Source organism: Microbacterium amylolyticum (genome assembly GCF_011046975.1).
GTDB classification, from domain to species: Bacteria; Actinomycetota; Actinomycetes; order Actinomycetales; family Microbacteriaceae; genus Microbacterium; species Microbacterium amylolyticum.
In genome coordinates, this window is record NZ_CP049253.1 from 1,382,251 (window position 1) to 1,398,472 (window position 16,222).

Annotated in this window: 21 protein-coding genes; 5 read left to right on the top strand and 16 right to left on the bottom strand. The window is 65.3% G+C overall.

All coding sequences use genetic code 11. The annotated features are described in order from the left end of the window. Position 1 precedes the first annotated feature (1 nt). The 14 genes from rpsQ to G6N81_RS06865 all read right to left on the bottom strand — a co-directional run bounded on the left by rpsQ (position 2) and on the right by G6N81_RS06865 (position 7,967). Positions 2–286 carry a 30S ribosomal protein S17 gene (gene rpsQ, locus G6N81_RS06800; protein WP_165134788.1) on the bottom strand — a complete coding sequence of 95 codons (285 nt, stop codon included), beginning with the start codon at positions 284–286 and terminating at the stop codon, positions 2–4. After that, positions 286–588: a 50S ribosomal protein L29 gene (gene rpmC / locus G6N81_RS06805; RefSeq protein WP_165134791.1), complete on the bottom strand. Its 303-nt coding sequence runs from the start codon at positions 586–588 to the stop codon at positions 286–288. The genes rpsQ and rpmC overlap by 1 nt, the downstream gene beginning before the upstream one ends. After that, entirely contained in the window at positions 588–1,007 is a 420-nt protein-coding gene (gene rplP / locus G6N81_RS06810; protein ID WP_165134794.1) for a 50S ribosomal protein L16, read from the bottom strand. Before rplP ends, rpmC begins: the two co-directional genes overlap by 1 nt. Continuing rightward, positions 1,007–1,765: a 30S ribosomal protein S3 gene (gene rpsC / locus G6N81_RS06815; protein WP_165134797.1), complete on the bottom strand. Its 759-nt coding sequence runs from the start codon at positions 1,763–1,765 to the stop codon at positions 1,007–1,009. Before rpsC ends, rplP begins: the two co-directional genes overlap by 1 nt. After that, positions 1,765–2,163, bottom strand: coding sequence for a 50S ribosomal protein L22 (gene rplV, locus G6N81_RS06820; RefSeq protein ID WP_165134800.1), 399 nt, complete (start codon positions 2,161–2,163; stop codon positions 1,765–1,767). The genes rpsC and rplV overlap by 1 nt, the downstream gene beginning before the upstream one ends. A gap of 24 nt (positions 2,164–2,187) precedes the next feature. Further along, positions 2,188–2,469 (bottom strand): 30S ribosomal protein S19, encoded by a 282-nt coding sequence (rpsS, locus tag G6N81_RS06825; RefSeq protein WP_165134803.1) that lies wholly within the window; start codon positions 2,467–2,469, stop codon positions 2,188–2,190. Positions 2,470–2,481: 12 nt separating this feature from the next. Further along, on the bottom strand, positions 2,482–3,321 hold the full coding sequence (rplB, locus tag G6N81_RS06830; RefSeq protein ID WP_165134806.1) for a 50S ribosomal protein L2: 840 nt from the start codon (positions 3,319–3,321) through the stop codon (positions 2,482–2,484). Positions 3,322–3,348: 27 nt separating this feature from the next. Then, positions 3,349–3,648 carry a 50S ribosomal protein L23 gene (gene rplW, locus G6N81_RS06835; protein ID WP_165134809.1) on the bottom strand — a complete coding sequence of 100 codons (300 nt, stop codon included), beginning with the start codon at positions 3,646–3,648 and terminating at the stop codon, positions 3,349–3,351. Beyond that, positions 3,645–4,301, bottom strand: coding sequence for a 50S ribosomal protein L4 (rplD, locus tag G6N81_RS06840; RefSeq protein WP_165134812.1), 657 nt, complete (start codon positions 4,299–4,301; stop codon positions 3,645–3,647). Before rplD ends, rplW begins: the two co-directional genes overlap by 4 nt. Positions 4,302–4,306: 5 nt before the next feature. Beyond that, on the bottom strand, positions 4,307–4,966 hold the full coding sequence (gene rplC / locus G6N81_RS06845) for a 50S ribosomal protein L3 (protein ID WP_165134815.1): 660 nt from the start codon (positions 4,964–4,966) through the stop codon (positions 4,307–4,309). A gap of 8 nt (positions 4,967–4,974) precedes the next feature. Next, positions 4,975–5,283 (bottom strand): 30S ribosomal protein S10, encoded by a 309-nt coding sequence (gene rpsJ / locus G6N81_RS06850; protein WP_165134818.1) that lies wholly within the window; start codon positions 5,281–5,283, stop codon positions 4,975–4,977. Between the two features lie 418 nt (positions 5,284–5,701). Continuing rightward, complete coding sequence (locus G6N81_RS06855) at positions 5,702–6,658, bottom strand: glycosyltransferase family 2 protein (protein ID WP_165134821.1); 957 nt, start codon at positions 6,656–6,658, stop codon at positions 5,702–5,704. Next, positions 6,655–7,491, bottom strand: coding sequence for a glycosyltransferase family 2 protein (locus G6N81_RS06860; RefSeq protein WP_165134824.1), 837 nt, complete (start codon positions 7,489–7,491; stop codon positions 6,655–6,657). The genes G6N81_RS06855 and G6N81_RS06860 overlap by 4 nt, the downstream gene beginning before the upstream one ends. Continuing rightward, positions 7,488–7,967: a GtrA family protein gene (locus G6N81_RS06865; RefSeq protein ID WP_165134827.1), complete on the bottom strand. Its 480-nt coding sequence runs from the start codon at positions 7,965–7,967 to the stop codon at positions 7,488–7,490. Before G6N81_RS06865 ends, G6N81_RS06860 begins: the two co-directional genes overlap by 4 nt. 90 nt (positions 7,968–8,057) lie before the next feature. Here G6N81_RS06865 and G6N81_RS06870 point away from each other — a divergent pair, with 90 nt between their 5' ends. Further along, entirely contained in the window at positions 8,058–8,258 is a 201-nt protein-coding gene (locus G6N81_RS06870; protein ID WP_165134830.1) for a hypothetical protein, read from the top strand. A 62-nt stretch (positions 8,259–8,320) separates the two neighbouring features. Here G6N81_RS06870 and G6N81_RS06875 read toward each other — a convergent pair whose 3' ends face one another. Beyond that, entirely contained in the window at positions 8,321–10,486 is a 2,166-nt protein-coding gene (locus G6N81_RS06875) for a YfhO family protein (RefSeq protein WP_165134832.1), read from the bottom strand. A 76-nt stretch (positions 10,487–10,562) separates the two neighbouring features. Here G6N81_RS06875 and rfbA point away from each other — a divergent pair, with 76 nt between their 5' ends. Genes rfbA through G6N81_RS06895 form a run of 4 tightly spaced genes read left to right on the top strand, consistent with a single transcriptional unit; the run spans position 10,563 to position 14,534 of the window. Next, on the top strand, positions 10,563–11,432 hold the full coding sequence (rfbA, locus tag G6N81_RS06880; protein ID WP_165134834.1) for a glucose-1-phosphate thymidylyltransferase RfbA: 870 nt from the start codon (positions 10,563–10,565) through the stop codon (positions 11,430–11,432). A gap of 1 nt (position 11,433) precedes the next feature. Further along, the gene (gene rfbB / locus G6N81_RS06885; protein ID WP_165134836.1) at positions 11,434–12,429 is read left to right on the top strand and encodes a dTDP-glucose 4,6-dehydratase; all 996 of its coding nucleotides are present in this window, start codon (positions 11,434–11,436) and stop codon (positions 12,427–12,429) included. A 50-nt stretch (positions 12,430–12,479) separates the two neighbouring features. After that, the gene (gene rfbD / locus G6N81_RS06890; protein ID WP_241245129.1) at positions 12,480–13,823 is read left to right on the top strand and encodes a dTDP-4-dehydrorhamnose reductase; all 1,344 of its coding nucleotides are present in this window, start codon (positions 12,480–12,482) and stop codon (positions 13,821–13,823) included. Positions 13,824–13,874: 51 nt separating this feature from the next. Continuing rightward, positions 13,875–14,534 (top strand): hypothetical protein, encoded by a 660-nt coding sequence (locus G6N81_RS06895; RefSeq protein ID WP_165134840.1) that lies wholly within the window; start codon positions 13,875–13,877, stop codon positions 14,532–14,534. Positions 14,535–14,558: 24 nt separating this feature from the next. On the opposite strand, the gene G6N81_RS06900 is transcribed toward G6N81_RS06895, so the two are convergent. Next, on the bottom strand, positions 14,559–16,154 hold the full coding sequence (locus G6N81_RS06900; RefSeq protein ID WP_241244902.1) for a sugar transferase: 1,596 nt from the start codon (positions 16,152–16,154) through the stop codon (positions 14,559–14,561). Positions 16,155–16,222 lie beyond the last annotated feature (68 nt).

Consider the following 16,222-nt stretch of genomic DNA (forward strand, 5'->3'; position numbering starts at 1 on the left):
GTTACTTCGCCTTCTCGACGATCTCGACCAGGCGCCAGCGCTTGGTGGCGCTGGTCGGGCGGGTCTCGTTGATGACGACGAGGTCGCCAACACCAGCGGTGTTCTGCTCGTCGTGCGCCTTCAGCTTCTTCGTGCGGCGAAGGACCTTACCGTAAAGCGGGTGCTTAACGCGGTCTTCGACCTCGACGACGATGGTCTTGTCCATCTTGTCGCTCACGACGTAACCGCGGACCGACTTGCGGTAACCGCGCTCGACGGTCTCCTCAGCCTTGTTCTCGCTGGCCATCACTCAGCCTCTTCCTTGGCAGCAGCCTCGTCGGCCTTCTTTGCCTTGCTCTTCTTGGCCTTCTTCTCGACAGGCGCCGGCGTCGCACGGATCCCGAGCTCGCGCTCGCGGATGACCGTGTACAGACGGGCGATGTCGCGCTTGACAGCACGGATACGTCCGTGGCTCTCAAGCTGGCCGGTGGCCGACTGGAAGCGCAGGTTGAACAGCTCTTCCTTGGCCTTACGCAGCTCCTCGACGAGGCGCTGGTCTTCGAACGTGTCGAGCTCGGACGTGGCGAGCTCCTTGGTGCCGATCGCCATTACGCGTCGCCCTCCTCGCGCTTGATGATGCGTGCCTTGAGCGGCAGCTTGTGCATTGCTCGTGTCAGTGCGCCACGTGCGAGCTCTTCGCTCACGCCGGCGACCTCGAAGAGGACGCGACCCGGCTTGACGTTGGCGACCCACCACTCGGGCGAACCCTTACCGGAACCCATGCGAACTTCCGCAGGCTTCTTGGTGAGCGGGCGGTCGGGGTAGATGTTGATCCACACCTTTCCACCACGCTTGATGTGACGCGTCATGGCGATACGAGCTGCCTCGATCTGACGGTTGGTCACATAAGCGGGAGTCAGCGCCTGGATGCCGTACTCACCGAACGACACCTGGGTGCCGCCGGTGGCCTGGCCCGAACGCTTCGGGTGGTGCTGCTTGCGGAACTTGACCTTGCGGGGGATAAGCATTACGCCGATGCTCCTTCCGGGGCCTTCTTCTCGGCGCCGGCGTCGTTACGACGCGGTCCGCGACGGCCACCACGGTCGCGTGCAGGCTTCTTCGAAGCCTCCTCGCGAGCGAGTTCCTTGTTCGTGAGGTCACCCTTGTAGACCCAGACCTTCACACCAATGCGACCGAAGGTGGTCTTTGCCTCGTAGAAGCCGTAGTCGATGTTCGCGCGCAGTGTGTGCAGCGGCACACGACCCTCGCGGTAGAACTCCGTACGGCTCATCTCGGCGCCGCCAAGACGGCCCGAAACCTGGATCCGAACGCCCTTGGCGCCGGCGCGCATGGCGCCCTGCAGACCCTTGCGCATCGCACGACGGAATGCCACGCGAGCAGCGAGCTGCTCTGCGACACCCTGTGCGACGAGCTGAGCGTCAGCCTCGGGGTTCTTCACCTCGAGGATGTTCAGCTGGATCTGCTTGCTCGTGAGCTTCTCGAGCTCGCTGCGGATGCGCTCGGCCTCCGCGCCACGGCGACCGATAACGATGCCGGGACGGGCGGTGTGAATGTCGACGCGAACGCGGTCCTTCGTGCGCTCCAGGTCGATACGGCTCACACCGGCACGGTCGAGGTTCTTCTGCAGAAGCTCGCGGATACGGATGTCCTCGGCAACGTAGTCAGCGTAACGCTGACCCGGCTTCGTCGAATCAGCGAACCAACGCGAGGTGTGGTCCGTGGTGATTCCGAGGCGGAAGCCGTAAGGGTTGATCTTCTGTCCCATTACTTGCTCGCCTTCTGCTCGCTGGCGTCTGCCGCGTCAGCAGCAGTCGCGGGCGTTGAGAGCACGACCGTGATGTGGCTCGTGCGCTTCTTGATCTGGTCGGCGCGACCCTGAGCGCGGGGACGGAAACGCTTCAGCGTTGTTCCCTCATCCACGAAGGCGTTCTTGACGAACAGCTCCTGCTCGTCGAAGGACTCGCCAGCGGCGTCGGCCTTCACCTGTGCGTTAGCCATAGCCGACGCAACGAGCTTGTAGATGGGCTCAGATGCACCCTGCGGTGCGAACTTCAGGATGGCGAGGGCCTCTTCGGCCTGCTTCCCCTTGATGAGCGCAACGACACGACGAGCCTTCTGAGGGGTCACGCGGATGTGTCGCACGCGTGCGATGGACTCCACCATTTCTCTCTCCTCTGCGTCCCCGCGTTAGCGGCGACGGCCCTTCTTGTCGTCCTTCACGTGGCCGCGGAAGGTGCGGGTGGGCGCGAACTCGCCCAGCTTGTGGCCGACCATGGCCTCAGACACGAACACAGGAATGTGCTTGCGTCCGTCGTGCACGGCGATCGTGTGTCCCAGCATGGCGGGGACGATCATCGAGCGACGCGACCAGGTCTTGATGACGTTCTTCGTGCCGGCTTCGTTCTGCGAGACAACCTTGCGAAGCAGGTGCTCGTCGACGAAGGGGCCCTTCTTCAGACTGCGTGGCATCTTCTTGAACTCCTACTTGCGCTTCTTGCCCGAGGTGCGACGACGCACGATGTACTTGTCGCTTTCCTTGTTGGCGTGGCGGGTGCGACCCTCAGCCTGGCCCCAAGGCGACACGGGGTGACGACCACCGGAGGTGCGTCCCTCTCCACCACCATGGGGGTGGTCGACAGGGTTCATCACGACACCACGAACCGTGGGGCGCTTGCCCTTCCAGCGGTTACGGCCGGCCTTACCCCAGTTGATGTTCGACTGCTCGGCATTGCCGACCTCGCCGATCGTCGCGCGGCAACGCGCGTCAACGTTGCGGACCTCGCCCGAGGGGAGACGCAGCTGAGCGTAAGGGCCGTCCTTGGCGACGAGACGCACGGAGGCGCCCGCCGAACGAGCCATCTTTGCACCGCCACCGGGACGGAGCTCCACGTTGTGGATGACCGTACCTGTGGGGATGTTGCGCATCGGCAGGTTGTTACCGGGCTTGATGTCAGCCTGGGGACCCGACTCGACGATGTCGCCCTGCTTCAGCTTGTTCGGCGCGACGATGTAGCGCTTCGTGCCGTCGGCGAAGTGGAGCAGCGCGATGCGTGCGGTGCGGTTGGGGTCGTACTCAATGTGAGCGACCTTGGCGTTGATGCCGTCCTTGTCATTACGACGGAAGTCGATGACACGGTACTGGCGCTTGTGGCCACCGCCGATGTGACGCGTCGTGATGCGGCCCTGGTTGTTGCGGCCACCCGTCTTTGTGAGAGGGCGGAGCAGCGACTTTTCAGGCGTCGAACGCGTGATCTCGGCAAAGTCGGCCACCGACGAGCCGCGGCGACCAGGGGTCGTGGGCTTGTAGTTGCGAATAGCCATATTCGTTCCTTCAGTCCTTCCCAGCTATCAGGCGACAGCCGTGAAGATGTCGATGGTGCCCGACTTGATGGTCACAATGGCGCGCTTGGTGTCCTTGCGCTTACCAGTGCCAAAGCGGGTGCGGCGTGACTTGCCCTGACGGTTCAGGGTGTTCACCGAGGCGACCTTCACTCCGAAGATCTTCTCGATCGCGAGCTTGATCTCGGTCTTGTTCGCGCGGGGGTCCACGATGAACGTGTACTTGCCCTCGTCGATCAGGCCGTAGCTCTTCTCGGAGACGACGGGCGCGAGGATGATGTCGCGCGGGTCCTTGTTGAGAGCGGTCATGCCGAGACCTCCTTCGCGCCGACCTTCATCGCGACGAACGCGTCGAAGGCAGCCTTGGTGAAGACGATGTCGTCACTGGTGACAACGTCGTAGGCGTTGAGCTGGTCGGGCGCGATGACGTGCACGTTGGCGAGGTTACGGACCGACAGCCAGCCGTTCTCATCCGCGCGGTCGAGCACGACGAGCGTGTTCTTCTGTGCGGTGAACGTGGCGAGGAAGCCCGATGCTGCCTTCGTGGACGGTGCATCGACGCCGAACGACTCGACGACGTGGATGCGCTCCCCGCGAACACGGTCGCTCAGCACGCCAGCGAGGGCGGCAGCGATCATCTTCTTGGGGGTGCGCTGCGAGTAGTCGCGCGGCTTCGGGCCGTGGACAATGCCACCGCCGCGGTGCTCGGGCTGGCGGATCGAGCCCTGACGTGCGCGGCCAGTGCCCTTCTGCTTGAACGGCTTGGCGCCGGTACCCGAAACCTCACCACGACGCTTGGTCGAGTGAGTGCCCTGGCGTGCCGCCGCGAGCTGCGCGACGACGACCTGGTGGATCAGCGGAACGTTCGTCTTGACGTCGAACACCTGGGCGGGCAGCTCAACAGAGCCTGCCTTTTTGCCGTCCGTGTTCAGAACGTCGAGAGCGAGAGTCGAGTCAGCCATCTAACTCAAGCCCCCTTCACTGCGTTGCGGACGTATACGACGCGGCCACGAGCACCGGGGACGGCGCCCTTAACGAGCATCAGACCCTTCTCGGCGTCGACGGCGTGCACCGTGAGGTTGAGGACGGTCACGCGCTCGCCACCCATGCGGCCAGCCATGCGCGTGCCCTTGAAGACGCGGCTCGGCGTTGCCGAAGCACCGATCGAGCCGGGCTTGCGGTGGTTGCGGTGGGCACCGTGCGAGGCACCGACACCGGCGAAGTTGTGACGCTTCATCACACCGGCGAAGCCCTTACCCTTGCTCGTGCCGACGACGTCGACGAGCTGGCCTGCTTCGAAGGTGCCGTCAACCGTGATCTCCTGGCCGGCTTCGTAAGACGAAGCGTCGGCCGTGCGGATCTCGGTGACCTGACGACGGGGGGTCACGCCTGCGGCCTTGAAGTGACCGGTGAGGGGCTGGGAGACCCGGCGGGGGTCAACTTCGCCACCTGCGATCTGAACGGCGTTGTAGCCATCCTTCTCGGGCGTACGGACCTGAGTCACGACGTTGGGAGCGAGCTCGATCACCGTGACGGGGATCAGCTTGCCGCTTTCGTTCCAGACCTGGGTCATGCCGACCTTCTTGCCGAGCATGCCCTTGGAAACCTTGTTGTTGATGTCAGCCACGTCGCACCTCAGAGCTTGATCTCGATGTTGACATCAGCCGGCAGGTCCAGCCGCATCAGCGAGTCGACGGCCTTGGGCGTCGGGTCGATGATGTCGATGAGGCGCTTGTGCGTGCGCTTCTCGAAGTGCTCGCGGCTGTCCTTGTACTTGTGGGGCGAACGGATAACCGCCACGACGTTCTTCTCCGTCGGGAGGGGCACCGGGCCCACGACCTGCGCACCAGCGCGGGTCACGGTGTCGACGATCTTCCGCGCCGACGTGTCGATGACCTCGTGGTCATACGACTTCAGGCGAATGCGGATCTTCTGTCCCGCCATTGTCTGCTCACTCTCTTCTCGCGTCTTACCTCTTGGGCATTGGACGCACGTGCCCTCCGGAAACCCTTCGGGCGGCACCGCTCGCCTCACGCACAGGCCGGAGCCTGGTGCGCGGAGACGCCGCGCCATGTTCACATGTCAGCCCCCACGAGCGCACGGGACAATGCCCGTTGCATGTGGGTGTGTGAGTTGATCCTCTGCCCGCGGCCCAGGTCTGTACGCGTATCGCGTCGCCTGTGCACTGCCGTAACAGTGATCCGCACCGCGCACGAGGCGACGGCCGGAATGTGGAACTGGTCTATTCTGCCAGGCGCGCACCCCATAACGCAACCCGGGCGTGTCGCGCTGAGGGCCGCGTCATTCCGCGGATTTCAGGGGGCACCCCGCACTCTCTCAGCGCCCTCCCGGAAACCCCGGATCAGGCGGGGTCGTGCGGGCCCGTTTCGCGCACGGCGAAGGCGTACAGCGGGCGGTGCTGCACCTCTTCGTAGATGCGGCCGATGTACTGCCCGAGCACCCCGAGCATGAGCAGCTGGATTCCGCCGAGCAGGAACATTCCGGCGGCGAGGAACGTCCAGCCCTCCACCTGGTTCTCGGGCGCGACGATGCGGGAGATGGCCAGGTAGAGCGTCCAGACGCCTGCACCAACGGCGAGGGTCAGCCCGAGTGCGCTGATGAGGCGCAGTGGGAACGAGGAGAAGCCCAGGATGCCGTCGGCGGCGAGCTTGAGCATCTTGCCGAGGGGGTAGCCGGTTGTTCCCGCGTGACGGGCGTCGCGATCGAACAGCACCGCTTCCTGCCGGAATCCGATCTCGGCCACCATTCCGCGGATGAAGCGGTTGCGCTCGGGGTAGCGCCGCAGCTCTTCGACGACACGGCGATCCATCAGCCGGAAGTCGCCCGTGTCGCGCGGGATGTCGATGCGGGCGAGCTTGCTGAGGGTCCAGTAGTAGCCGCCGGCCGTCAGTCGCTTGAGGAAGCCGTCATCGCGTGTGCGGCGCTTGGCGTAGGCCACATCGGCCCCCTGCTCCCACGCGGCGATGAGGTCGAGGGCGACCTCAGGCGGATCCTGCAGATCGCTGTCCATCACGATGACGGCGTCGGCGTCGGCAACGTCGATGCCCGCGGTCACAGCGATCTGGTGGCCGCGGTTGCGGGCGAGGGAGTACACCGAGACCCGCTCGTCGCGTTCGCGTAGCGCACGCAGCAGCTCGAGTGAGCGATCGCGCGAGCCGTCGTCGATGAAGATGAACTCGACGACGTATCGCTCGGCGGCGCGCTCGGCCACCTGTGTCAGCCGCTCGTACAGGAGGGGGATGTTGCCCTCTTCGTTGTAGATCGGCAGGACGAAGGCGATGTTGCGGCGATCGGTCATCGCGTGCGTCCTCCCGGCATCAGGGTGTAGATCAGTCGACGCAAGCGTGCCATGCGCTGCGCCTTCTTCGCACCGCGGCTCGCGTCTGCCGGGGTGATCCCGTCGAAGGTGACGGCGGCCAGGTCGAACAGTGCGCGGATCTCTCGCGCCTGCTTTTCGACGAGGGCCACGGACCACTGGCCGGCGCTGACGCGAAAGGTGGCGGCAACGGCGTCGTCGCGCACGAAGTCGCCGTGGCGCAGAACGGCGTAGTACGTGGCCAGGTCGATCGCGTACGACCACTCCCCCTGCCAGCCGCCCGCTGCTTCGAGGGCGGCGCGGCGCATCATCACGGCGCCCGGTTCTCCGAAGGGGTTCGTGCCGCTGAGCACCGACTGGCGCACGGCTGCTTCGCCGCTCATGTGCGCGCTCAGGCCCTGCAGGCCGCGGCGCGGAGCGATGGTCTTGCCCGTTGCTCCGACGATGCGGCGAGCGCCGCCGACGAGAACGGCGTCGGGGTTGTCGTCCAGCAGGGCGACCTGGCGGGCCAGGCTGCCGTCCGTCACGGTGTCGTCACCCGGGAGGAGCTTGATGTACTCGCCGCGTGCGGCCCGTGTGACGGCCGCCCAGTTGGCCGCCGCTCCCCCGCCCGCTGGCGTTGTCATGATCCGCACGCGCGGGTCGCTGCGGAAGCGCTCGGCGATGTCGAGGGTGTCGTCTGTTGAGGAGTGGTCCGAGACGATCAGCTCGAGTGCGGCGTCTTTTTGCTGCAGAACGGATCGGATCGTCTCGCCCAGGAATCGTCCCTGCTGATAGGCGGGGATGACAACCGAGAGCTTCGGCGTGCCGGTCATGACTTCTGCTCCTTGTTGCTGCGGCGGAACGAGAAATTCGCGTGTCCGAACCAGCTGGCAATGGCGATCACGAAGGTGAAGAGGAATTGGGCGATGATCTCGTCCATCCCGAGCCAGAGCGTGAGCGGCGGAACAACTAGATAATTCAACAGAAAAACGCCGAGATAGACCAACTGGAAACGGAAGAAGTCCAGCCAAATCTGTCCGGTGACGCGGAAGACCAGGCGCCGGTAGAGGAAGAACGCGCTGATCGTCGAGGTGACCTGAGCGCACGCGATGACGACGAAAACGGTCCAGGCGGTGTCGGGCAAGAGGTTCCGGAACAGCAGCGAGAACACGACGAACCAGGCGAAGCCGATCGCGGTGTTGATCCCGCCGACGACGAGGAAGGCGATGCGGCGATCTTTGAAGAGCTTCAGCAGCGGGCCGTCTGGCCCCTTCATGCCGCCGACGGCCTCCTTGTCGGTCTCAGCCACAATTCCCCTTCCGAACACGAGTCACGCGTGCAAGAGTATGCGGTGAGCGGTGAACGGCCGCTCTGAGGTCACACATATTGGGGGTTTCTGATGGGACTGGGGGATCTGGTGAACAAGGGCAAGGACGCCTTTGAACAAAACAAGGACAAGCTGGCCGAGGCAGCGAAGAGCGATCAGGGACGCGACGCCCTCGACAAGGCAACCGATGCCGCGAAGAAGGCGACGCCGGATGCCGCGGACAGCAAGATCGACGATGTTCGCCGCAATATCGACAAGACACTCGGCGGCTAGGTGATCGCGAGGTTCGGGGCGGGCGGCACGCGCTCCGTCCCGAACCTCCGCCCCGCCTCTCCTCAGCGCGCGCGGCGTGCGTCCCGTCGCCACACGATCAGCCAGCCAGCCAGCACCAGCCAGGCCAGTACGAAGGATCCGGCGAGCACGGGGAACGGCGGCGGCAGGAACCGCACCGTGACTTCCTCGCCCGCGGCGGCGGTGACGTCGACGGTGAGCAGATAGTCGCGAACCGGGTCAGCAAAGGAGCCGGCCGACACCTCATAGCCGGGGAACGGCAACCGGCTGAGCACAACCCGGGGGTCGGAGCCGACGGCGTCGACGGAGAAGGTGACGGAGGTGTCCGACTGCGCCGTGACGGTGACTGCGGTACCCTCGCCCGTCCAGGTGACGCCTCCGGCGCTCGGCAGTTCCTCGTCGCGCTGCAGGTACCAGTTCCAGTCGAGGTCGTCGGCGACGTGCCATCCGTCCGGAACCACGGGCTGGTCCGGGTAGGTGGCCTTGGCGGCGATGATCGTGGAGATGCTCATCAGGTCGCTGACGCGCTCGCCGGTGTCGGGGTCGATGCTCCAGAGCGTGTCGAGCGCGTCTTCGCAGGTGAGTCCGCGCAGATCGCTGCAGAGGTCGTCGGCGAAGGATTCAAAGGGCAGCACCGTGTACACGCTGGCGACGGGCGTTTCACTGAGGTACCAGAGGTTGCCCATCAGGCGCTCGTCCCAGCTGGCGGGGGTGTTCTGCCCTGTGTAGTAGTTGCCGACGACGATCGCATCGCCCCGCGGTTCGTCGAGAACGGATCGCAGCTCATCGGTGGAGGTGGGCGCGTTGACCGTTGGCATCGGTGATTCACGGAACTGCAGCATCTGCGCACCGGCGACGCCCACGGTGATGGCGATGCTGAGCAGCACGGCCACCGTGACCTGGCGGGTGCGCGCGCGAGTGGCGTGCAGGTAGAAGATCGCCACGAGCACCAGCTGGGCGATGAACGTGACGAGGATCGATTTCCACGACCACATCTCTTCCACCCACCCGATGTAGGTGGTGGCGGCGATCACGGCAACGGCCGCCCAGGCGCGCGCCCGCGTGACGCGATACGGGTAGGCGCGGGTGGCGGCGACGACGAGCACGATGATCACGGCGATCGCCACGTAGGGCATCATGCGCAGCGGCCAGCGCAGCGCCCCCATTTCGCTGGGGGCGAGGATGAAGGCCAGCATCACGGCGCCGAAGATCCACACCGGCAGCAGCCGGATCACGGCGTCGCGCGCGATGGGGAGGAACAGCGGGATCAGCGGCAGTAGCCAGGCGATGTACACCAGCGGCCCCTGCGTGGTGTCGCCCCAGAACGATTTGATCGTGGCGGTTGTCAGGGGCGATCCGGCCGAGAGTAGATCGGTGATGTCGGCGTTGAGGAAGTGCTCGTTGGCGAAGGGGTCGGATGAGCGCTCGGTGACGGGGGCGGTGGCGATGGCGGGCAGGTATATGACGATCGTCCACGCCGCTCCCCAGGCGGAGGCCAAGAGCGTGCGGATGATGCGGGTACCGTCGCGGTGGACGATGTGGCGCACGAGCGATTCGACGAGGATGATCACGAGCACCATCACGCCGAACACGTAGCCGATGGTCACGAGCGTGAAGCTGAGGATCACGTACGGCACGGGCGATTTGCCGTGTTCGACGGTGCGGCGCAGCGCCCACCACAGCAGGGGGAAGAGGCACGCGTCGAACAGGCCCGTTGACCACGATGCTGCGTCTATGTAGACGGTGAACCCGGCTGCGGGGGCGAGCACGCCGGCGAGCGCCGCCCAGGGGCGGGAGGCCCCCATGTCGCGTGCCAGCAGGAACATGCCGGCGGAGAACAGGGCGAGGAAGGCGATCTTCCACACGGTCACGTGCAGCGCGGCGTCGGGCGAGATGTAGGCGGTGAGCCCGATCAGCCAGGTGACGGGGCTGAGGATGCCCCACTGCCCCTCGGCGAAGTAGTTGCCGCCCTGCCAGGCGGAGGGGTTGAGGATGGGCAGGCGTCCCTGCGACAGGTGCTCGCCCAGGGCGTACCACTGGCCGAACGATCCGCGCTCGGTGTCGTCGGTGAAGTAGAAGCGCGGGTTGATGATCAGCCGCGACAGGGCGATGAGGATCGTGACCGAAACGGCGATCAGCGGCCAGCGCAGGCGCTGGATGAGCATCTCGGTGGCCGGTGCCCCGGTGGTGGTGCTGGGGGCGTCGGTCATGGAGTTCCTCCCGGTCGTGAACCCCAGCGATGTTATCTTGCGGGGTTCACACACGTATGCATGACACGATGTTCTCGTGAAGGGCATCATTCTGGCCGGGGGATCCGGCACGCGTCTGCATCCGATTACGATCGGCACGTCGAAACAGCTCGTGCCGGTGTACGACAAGCCGATGATCTATTACCCGTTGTCGACGCTGATGTTGGCGGGTATTGACGACATTCTCGTGATCACCACCCCGCACGATGCCGTCGCTTTTGAGCGCCTGCTGGGTGATGGATCGCAGTTCGGGGTGTCGATCCGCTACGCACAGCAGCCATCTCCGGACGGCCTCGCGCAGGCGTTCACGATCGGCGCCGACTTCATCGGTGATGATTCGGTGGCGCTGGTGCTGGGCGACAACCTGCTGTACGGGCCGGGGCTGGGCACACAGCTCAAGCGCTACCGCGATGTGGACGGCGGGGCGATCTTCGCGTACTGGGTGGCCGAGCCCTCCTCGTATGGCGTTGTGGAGTTCGACGCATCGGGTCACGCGCTGTCGCTGGAGGAAAAGCCCGCGCAGCCGAAGAGCAACTACGCCGTTCCGGGGCTGTACTTCTACGACAACGACGTGATCGACATTGCCCGGAACCTGGCGCCCTCGGCGCGCGGTGAGTACGAGATCACCGATATCAACCGCGCGTATCTGGAGCGGAAGAAGCTGCAGGTGGAGGTACTCCCCCGCGGCACCGCGTGGCTGGACACCGGAACGGTGGATGACCTGCTGAACGCCGGCGATTTTGTGCGCACGATGGAGCTGCGAACGGGGCAGAAGATCGGCAGCCCCGAGGAGATCGCGTGGCGACTGGGTTTCCTCGATGATGAGGAGTTGCGGGTGCGGGCGGAGAAGCTCGTGAAGTCGGGCTACGGACGGTATCTGCTGGACATGATGGAAAGGGGCCGCTGAGATGCGCCTTCTCGTAACCGGCGGGGCCGGTTTTATCGGATCGAACTTCGTTCACTACGTTGTGGCGCACACGGATCACCATGTGACGGTTCTCGACAAGCTGACCTATGCCGGCAACGCCGATTCGCTGAAGGGCTTGCCGGAGGATCGCGTTGAGCTGGTGGTGGGTGATATCGCCAACCCCGCCCTGGTGGACAGTCTGATCGCCGAGGCCGACGCGGTTGTTCACTATGCCGCCGAGAGCCACAACGACAACTCACTGGACGATCCGCGTCCGTTCCTGGATACGAATGTGGTCGGCACGTTCACGCTGCTCGAGGCGGCGCGGCGGCACAATGTGCGCTTCCACCACGTGTCCACCGATGAGGTCTACGGGGATCTGGAGCTGGACGACCCGCAGCGTTTTACGGAGCTCACCCCCTACAACCCGTCGTCGCCGTATTCCTCGACGAAGGCCGCGAGCGATCTGCTCGTGCGGGCGTGGGTGCGTTCGTTCGGTGTGAAGGCGACGATCTCGAACTGTTCGAACAACTACGGTCCGTTCCAGCACATCGAGAAGTTCATTCCGCGCCAGATCACCAACGTTCTGCGCGGCATTCGCCCCAAGCTGTACGGCACGGGCGAGAACGTGCGCGATTGGATCCACGCGGATGATCACTCGTCGGCCGTTCTGACGATTCTTGAGAAGGGCGTGATCGGCGAGACGTACCTGATCGGCGCCGACGGCGAAGAAAACAACAAGAACGTTGTTGAGACGATTCTGGAGCTGATGGGCCAGCCGCGCGATGCGTATGATCACGTGGCTGATCGCGCCGGGCACGATCTGCGCTATGCGATTGACTCCACGCGCCTGCGCACCGAGCTGGGCTGGCAGCCGCAGTATCGCGATTTCCGTTCGGGCCTGGAGGCGACGATCGCCTGGTATCGCGAGAACGAGGCGTGGTGGGCCGCCGATAAGGATCGCGTCGAGGCGTTTTACGCGTCGAAGGGCCAGTGACGGTGTTCGGCAAGCAGCTGGGCGTGACCGAGACGACGATCCCGGGTCTGATGCTGTTCGATCTGCCGGTTCACGGCGATCAGCGCGGGTGGTTCAAGGAGAATTGGCAGCGCGAGAAGATGATGGCCGCGGGGCTGCCGGACTTCGGGCCCGTGCAGAACAACGTGTCGTTCAACGATGCGCCCGGCACCACTCGCGGCATTCATGCGGAGCCGTGGGACAAGTGGGTGTCGGTGGCAACGGGCCGCATCTTCGGTGCGTGGGTGGATCTGCGCGAGGGGCCCGGCTTCGGCGCGGTGTTCACCGCCGAGATCGATCCGTCTCGCGCGATCTTCGTTCCGCGCGGTGTGGGCAATGCGTTTCAGACGCTGGAGCCGAACACGGCGTATACGTACCTGGTCAATGACCACTGGTCGCCGGACGCTGAGTACTCCTTTGTGAACCTGGCGGACGAGACGGTGGCGATCGACTGGCCGATTCCGCTTTCGGACGCGCAGCTGAGTGACAAGGATCGCGCGCATCCGCGACTGGCGGACGTGACGCCCGTCGGGCCTCGGAAGATCCTGGTGACCGGCGCGAACGGCCAGCTGGGCCGCGCGCTGCGCGCCGAGTTCGACGGCATGCCCCATGTGGAATATGCCGGACGGGACGACCTGGATCTGACGGGTGATCTCGCCTCCGCTCGGCGCTGGCGCGACTACGGGGTGATCATCAACGCCGCCGCCTACACCGCCGTGGACGGTGCGGAAAGCGACCGTGCTGCCGCGTGGGCGGCGAATGCGACGGGGGTCTCGGCCCTGGCCCGCGTTGCGGCCGACAACGGCATCACGCTCGTTCACGTCTCGAGCGACTATGTCTTCGACGGAGCGATCGATCGCCCCTACCGTGAGGACGATCCGACGGCCCCGGCCGGTGTGTACGGGCAGACGAAGGCGGCGGGTGATGCCGCCGTGATGGTGGCCCCGCGGCACTATGTTGTGCGCACCTCGTGGGTGGTGGGTGACGGGGGCAACTTCGTGCGCACCATGGCGTCCCTGGCCGAGCGCGGCATCAACCCGACGGTTGTGGATGACCAGGTGGGGCGGCTGACGTTTACCAGCGAGCTGGCGCGCGGTATCCGTCATCTGATCGAGACGGATGCCCCCTTCGGCATTTACAACCTGACCGGCGGCGGCGAGCCCCGTTCGTGGGCGGATATCGCCCGCCGGGTGTTCGAGCTGACCGGGCACGACCCGCAGCGGGTGACCCCGGTATCGACGGCGGAATACTTTGCGAACGCGGCGGGGCCGATCGCCCCGCGTCCGGCGAACAGTGTGCTGGATCTGACGAAGATCGAACGCAGCGGCTTCCGGCCGCAGAACGCGGACGATTCGCTGCGTTCCTACCTGGCGTAGGGTCGGCGCGCCCACGTGACGGCAGGGCTACCCCGAAATACGCTCAAAGACGTGACGGGGAGCGTTAACGGTTCAGTGCGGCCTGCGGGCGTTCTTGTGGCGTGTGCGCTGAGCCTAGGACTGGCTCTGACGCCGCTGACGGCCTCGTTCGACACCGCTGTGGCGGTGGCCGCGACGCCTGCTCCGGACGAAGGCGCTCAGAATCCCTCCCCCTCGGCGCAGCCGAGCACGGATCCAGAGCCGCAGCCGCAGCCATCGACGGATCCGGAGCCCGATCCCGATCCCGATCCCGAGCCGGAACCTCCGCAGCCATCGCCGGATCCCGCGCCGCAGCCCGAACCTGAGCCGGAGCCTGAGCCGCACCCGGAGCCCGCCCCGGCACCCTATTACCCGCCGGCTCCGGCACCCGCGCCTGCCCCGGCACCCGCTCCCGCACCCGATCAGGAACCAGAGCCCACGGAAACGCCGGAACCAACCGAGGCCCCGGAGCCCGCTCAGACGCCAACGCTCACTCCGACACCAACACCGACGGCATCGCCCACCCCCACGCCCACGATCACGGGCACGCCGCTTGTCGAGTCGGATTCGCGCGGGGGCGAGTGGCTGCTGATCGTGGCCGTGATCGGTTCGGTCGGCATTGTCGGCGTTGGTGCCACAGCGATCGCGCTAACGGTGCCGTGGCGGCGCGTGTTTGGCGGGTCGGCGGGCTGATCCGCCACCACTGACCAGTGCGGACTATGCCGTTGTGTCTCCGGGCATCAGCGCTGCCTTGAAGGTCTTGAAGAGGATGACGATGTCGCCCATCACGGACCAGTTCTCGACGTACGAGAGGTCCAGGCGCACGCTGTCGTCCCACGAGAGGGTGTTGCGCCCGGATACCTGCCACAGCCCCGTCATGCCGGGCTTCACCAGGAAGCGGCGGTGTACGTGGTCGTCGTACAGCTCGACCTCGCGCAGGATCGGCGGGCGGGGGCCCACGAGCGACATCGAGCCGCCGAGCACGTTGAACAGCTGGGGCAGCTCGTCCAGGCTGTATTTGCGCAGGATCCGGCCAATGCCCGTCACGCGCGGGTCGTCCTTCATCTTGAACTGCACCTTGTTGCCGTAGTCCTGGGCGTCCAGCAGCGAGGCCAGTTCGGCGTCTGCGCCCACCTTCATCGAGCGGAACTTCAGCATCTGGAACTCGCGCCCATGACGGCCGATGCGGGTCTGCTTGTAGATCACCGGGCCCCTCGACGTGAACTTCACGAGCGCCGCGATCACGATCAGGACGGGGCTGAGCACGGCGATGATGAAGAAGGAGCCGAAGAGGTCCATCATCCGCTTGACGAAGCGCTGACCGGCCGAGAACCGCGGGGTTTCCACGTGCATCAGCGGCAAGCCCGAAACGGGGCGGGTGTGAATGCGCGGGCCGGCGATGTCAGTCAGGTTGGGGGCGAGCACCAGGTGCTGTTTGCCGGCCTCCAGCGACCACGAAATCTGCTTCACGCGCTGCGGCCCGAGCTCATCGGTGCTGGTGATGACCACCGTGTCGGCGCCGGTGACCTCGATGGCGCGTTCCACCGAATTCACGCTGCCCATCACGGGGATGTCAGAACCGCTGAGTTCGCCGGCAACGCGTCCGCTGGGGATGCAGGCACCCGCCACGACATAGCCGGATGCCTTGGTGCGTTTGAGTTCGTTAGAGATGTGCTTGACCGAGGCTTCCGAGCCCACCAGCAGAACGCGAGCAGAGTACTGACCCTTACGGCGCTGTTTACGCAACCAGATTCGCCAGAAGTATCTAGCGAGCACCAGGCCCCCAAGCCCGGCGGGGAGCGCGATCAACAGATATCCGCGCGCAATTTCGACTCGGAAGGCGAAGCCGAAGATCGCGATGATGCCAAACAGCATCACGCTGGTATCGAAAATGCGGCGATACTCGTCGGATCCGACGCCGATCACGCGATCGGAGCGGGTGTCGTTCAGCGCGAGGCCGATCAGCCACGCCCCCACCAGCAGAACTGACAGCAGGGTGTAGGACGTCAGAATGGGCCAGGCCCGAAACGCAGCGGGCATGGCGAGGTCGGTGTGGAAACCGAGCCAGCCGATCTGCGAGCCGAAAACGGCCGCGAGAACGATCAGGGAATCGGTGATGCGCAGGTATCCGGCGTATCGCGCTCGCCAGTCGAATGATGCAGGCTTCCCCGCGGCGACCACGGGAACCTTGCCACTGGCGGTTCGGACAATTGACGGCAACTCACCCGACGCTGCCCGCGCGCGCGCAGCCGTCACTGTTGCTGCCACCTCCGAGCCTGACTGCTCGGCTGGCCTCGTGATCTCGGTTGTCACCCGTCGCCTCTCCGCATCCCCACAGCCTCTCGGCACAGTGAAGTCTACCCCAGTGGCACCTTCCCGTT

Excerpts from the sequence above, each read along its gene's own strand:
- rplW (WP_165134809.1), bottom strand. The coding sequence starts at position 3,648 with ATGACCGCTCTCAACAAGGACCCGCGCGACATCATCCTCGCGCCCGTC.
- rpsQ (WP_165134788.1), bottom strand. The coding sequence starts at position 286 with ATGGCCAGCGAGAACAAGGCTGAGGAGACCGTCGAGCGCGGTTACCGC.
- rplB (WP_165134806.1), bottom strand. The coding sequence starts at position 3,321 with ATGGCTATTCGCAACTACAAGCCCACGACCCCTGGTCGCCGCGGCTCG.
- rpsC (WP_165134797.1), bottom strand. The coding sequence starts at position 1,765 with ATGGGACAGAAGATCAACCCTTACGGCTTCCGCCTCGGAATCACCACG.
- G6N81_RS06860 (WP_165134824.1), bottom strand. The coding sequence starts at position 7,491 with ATGACCGGCACGCCGAAGCTCTCGGTTGTCATCCCCGCCTATCAGCAG.
- rplV (WP_165134800.1), bottom strand. The coding sequence starts at position 2,163 with ATGGTGGAGTCCATCGCACGCGTGCGACACATCCGCGTGACCCCTCAG.
- G6N81_RS06855 (WP_165134821.1), bottom strand. The coding sequence starts at position 6,658 with ATGACCGATCGCCGCAACATCGCCTTCGTCCTGCCGATCTACAACGAA.
- rpsJ (WP_165134818.1), bottom strand. The coding sequence starts at position 5,283 with ATGGCGGGACAGAAGATCCGCATTCGCCTGAAGTCGTATGACCACGAG.
- rfbD (WP_241245129.1), top strand. The coding sequence starts at position 12,480 with ATGCTGTTCGATCTGCCGGTTCACGGCGATCAGCGCGGGTGGTTCAAG.
- rpmC (WP_165134791.1), bottom strand. The coding sequence starts at position 588 with ATGGCGATCGGCACCAAGGAGCTCGCCACGTCCGAGCTCGACACGTTC.
- rplP (WP_165134794.1), bottom strand. The coding sequence starts at position 1,007 with ATGCTTATCCCCCGCAAGGTCAAGTTCCGCAAGCAGCACCACCCGAAG.
- rpsS (WP_165134803.1), bottom strand. The coding sequence starts at position 2,469 with ATGCCACGCAGTCTGAAGAAGGGCCCCTTCGTCGACGAGCACCTGCTT.
- G6N81_RS06875 (WP_165134832.1), bottom strand. The coding sequence starts at position 10,486 with ATGACCGACGCCCCCAGCACCACCACCGGGGCACCGGCCACCGAGATG.
- rfbB (WP_165134836.1), top strand. The coding sequence starts at position 11,434 with ATGCGCCTTCTCGTAACCGGCGGGGCCGGTTTTATCGGATCGAACTTC.
- G6N81_RS06870 (WP_165134830.1), top strand. The coding sequence starts at position 8,058 with ATGGGACTGGGGGATCTGGTGAACAAGGGCAAGGACGCCTTTGAACAA.
- rplD (WP_165134812.1), bottom strand. The coding sequence starts at position 4,301 with ATGGCTGACTCGACTCTCGCTCTCGACGTTCTGAACACGGACGGCAAA.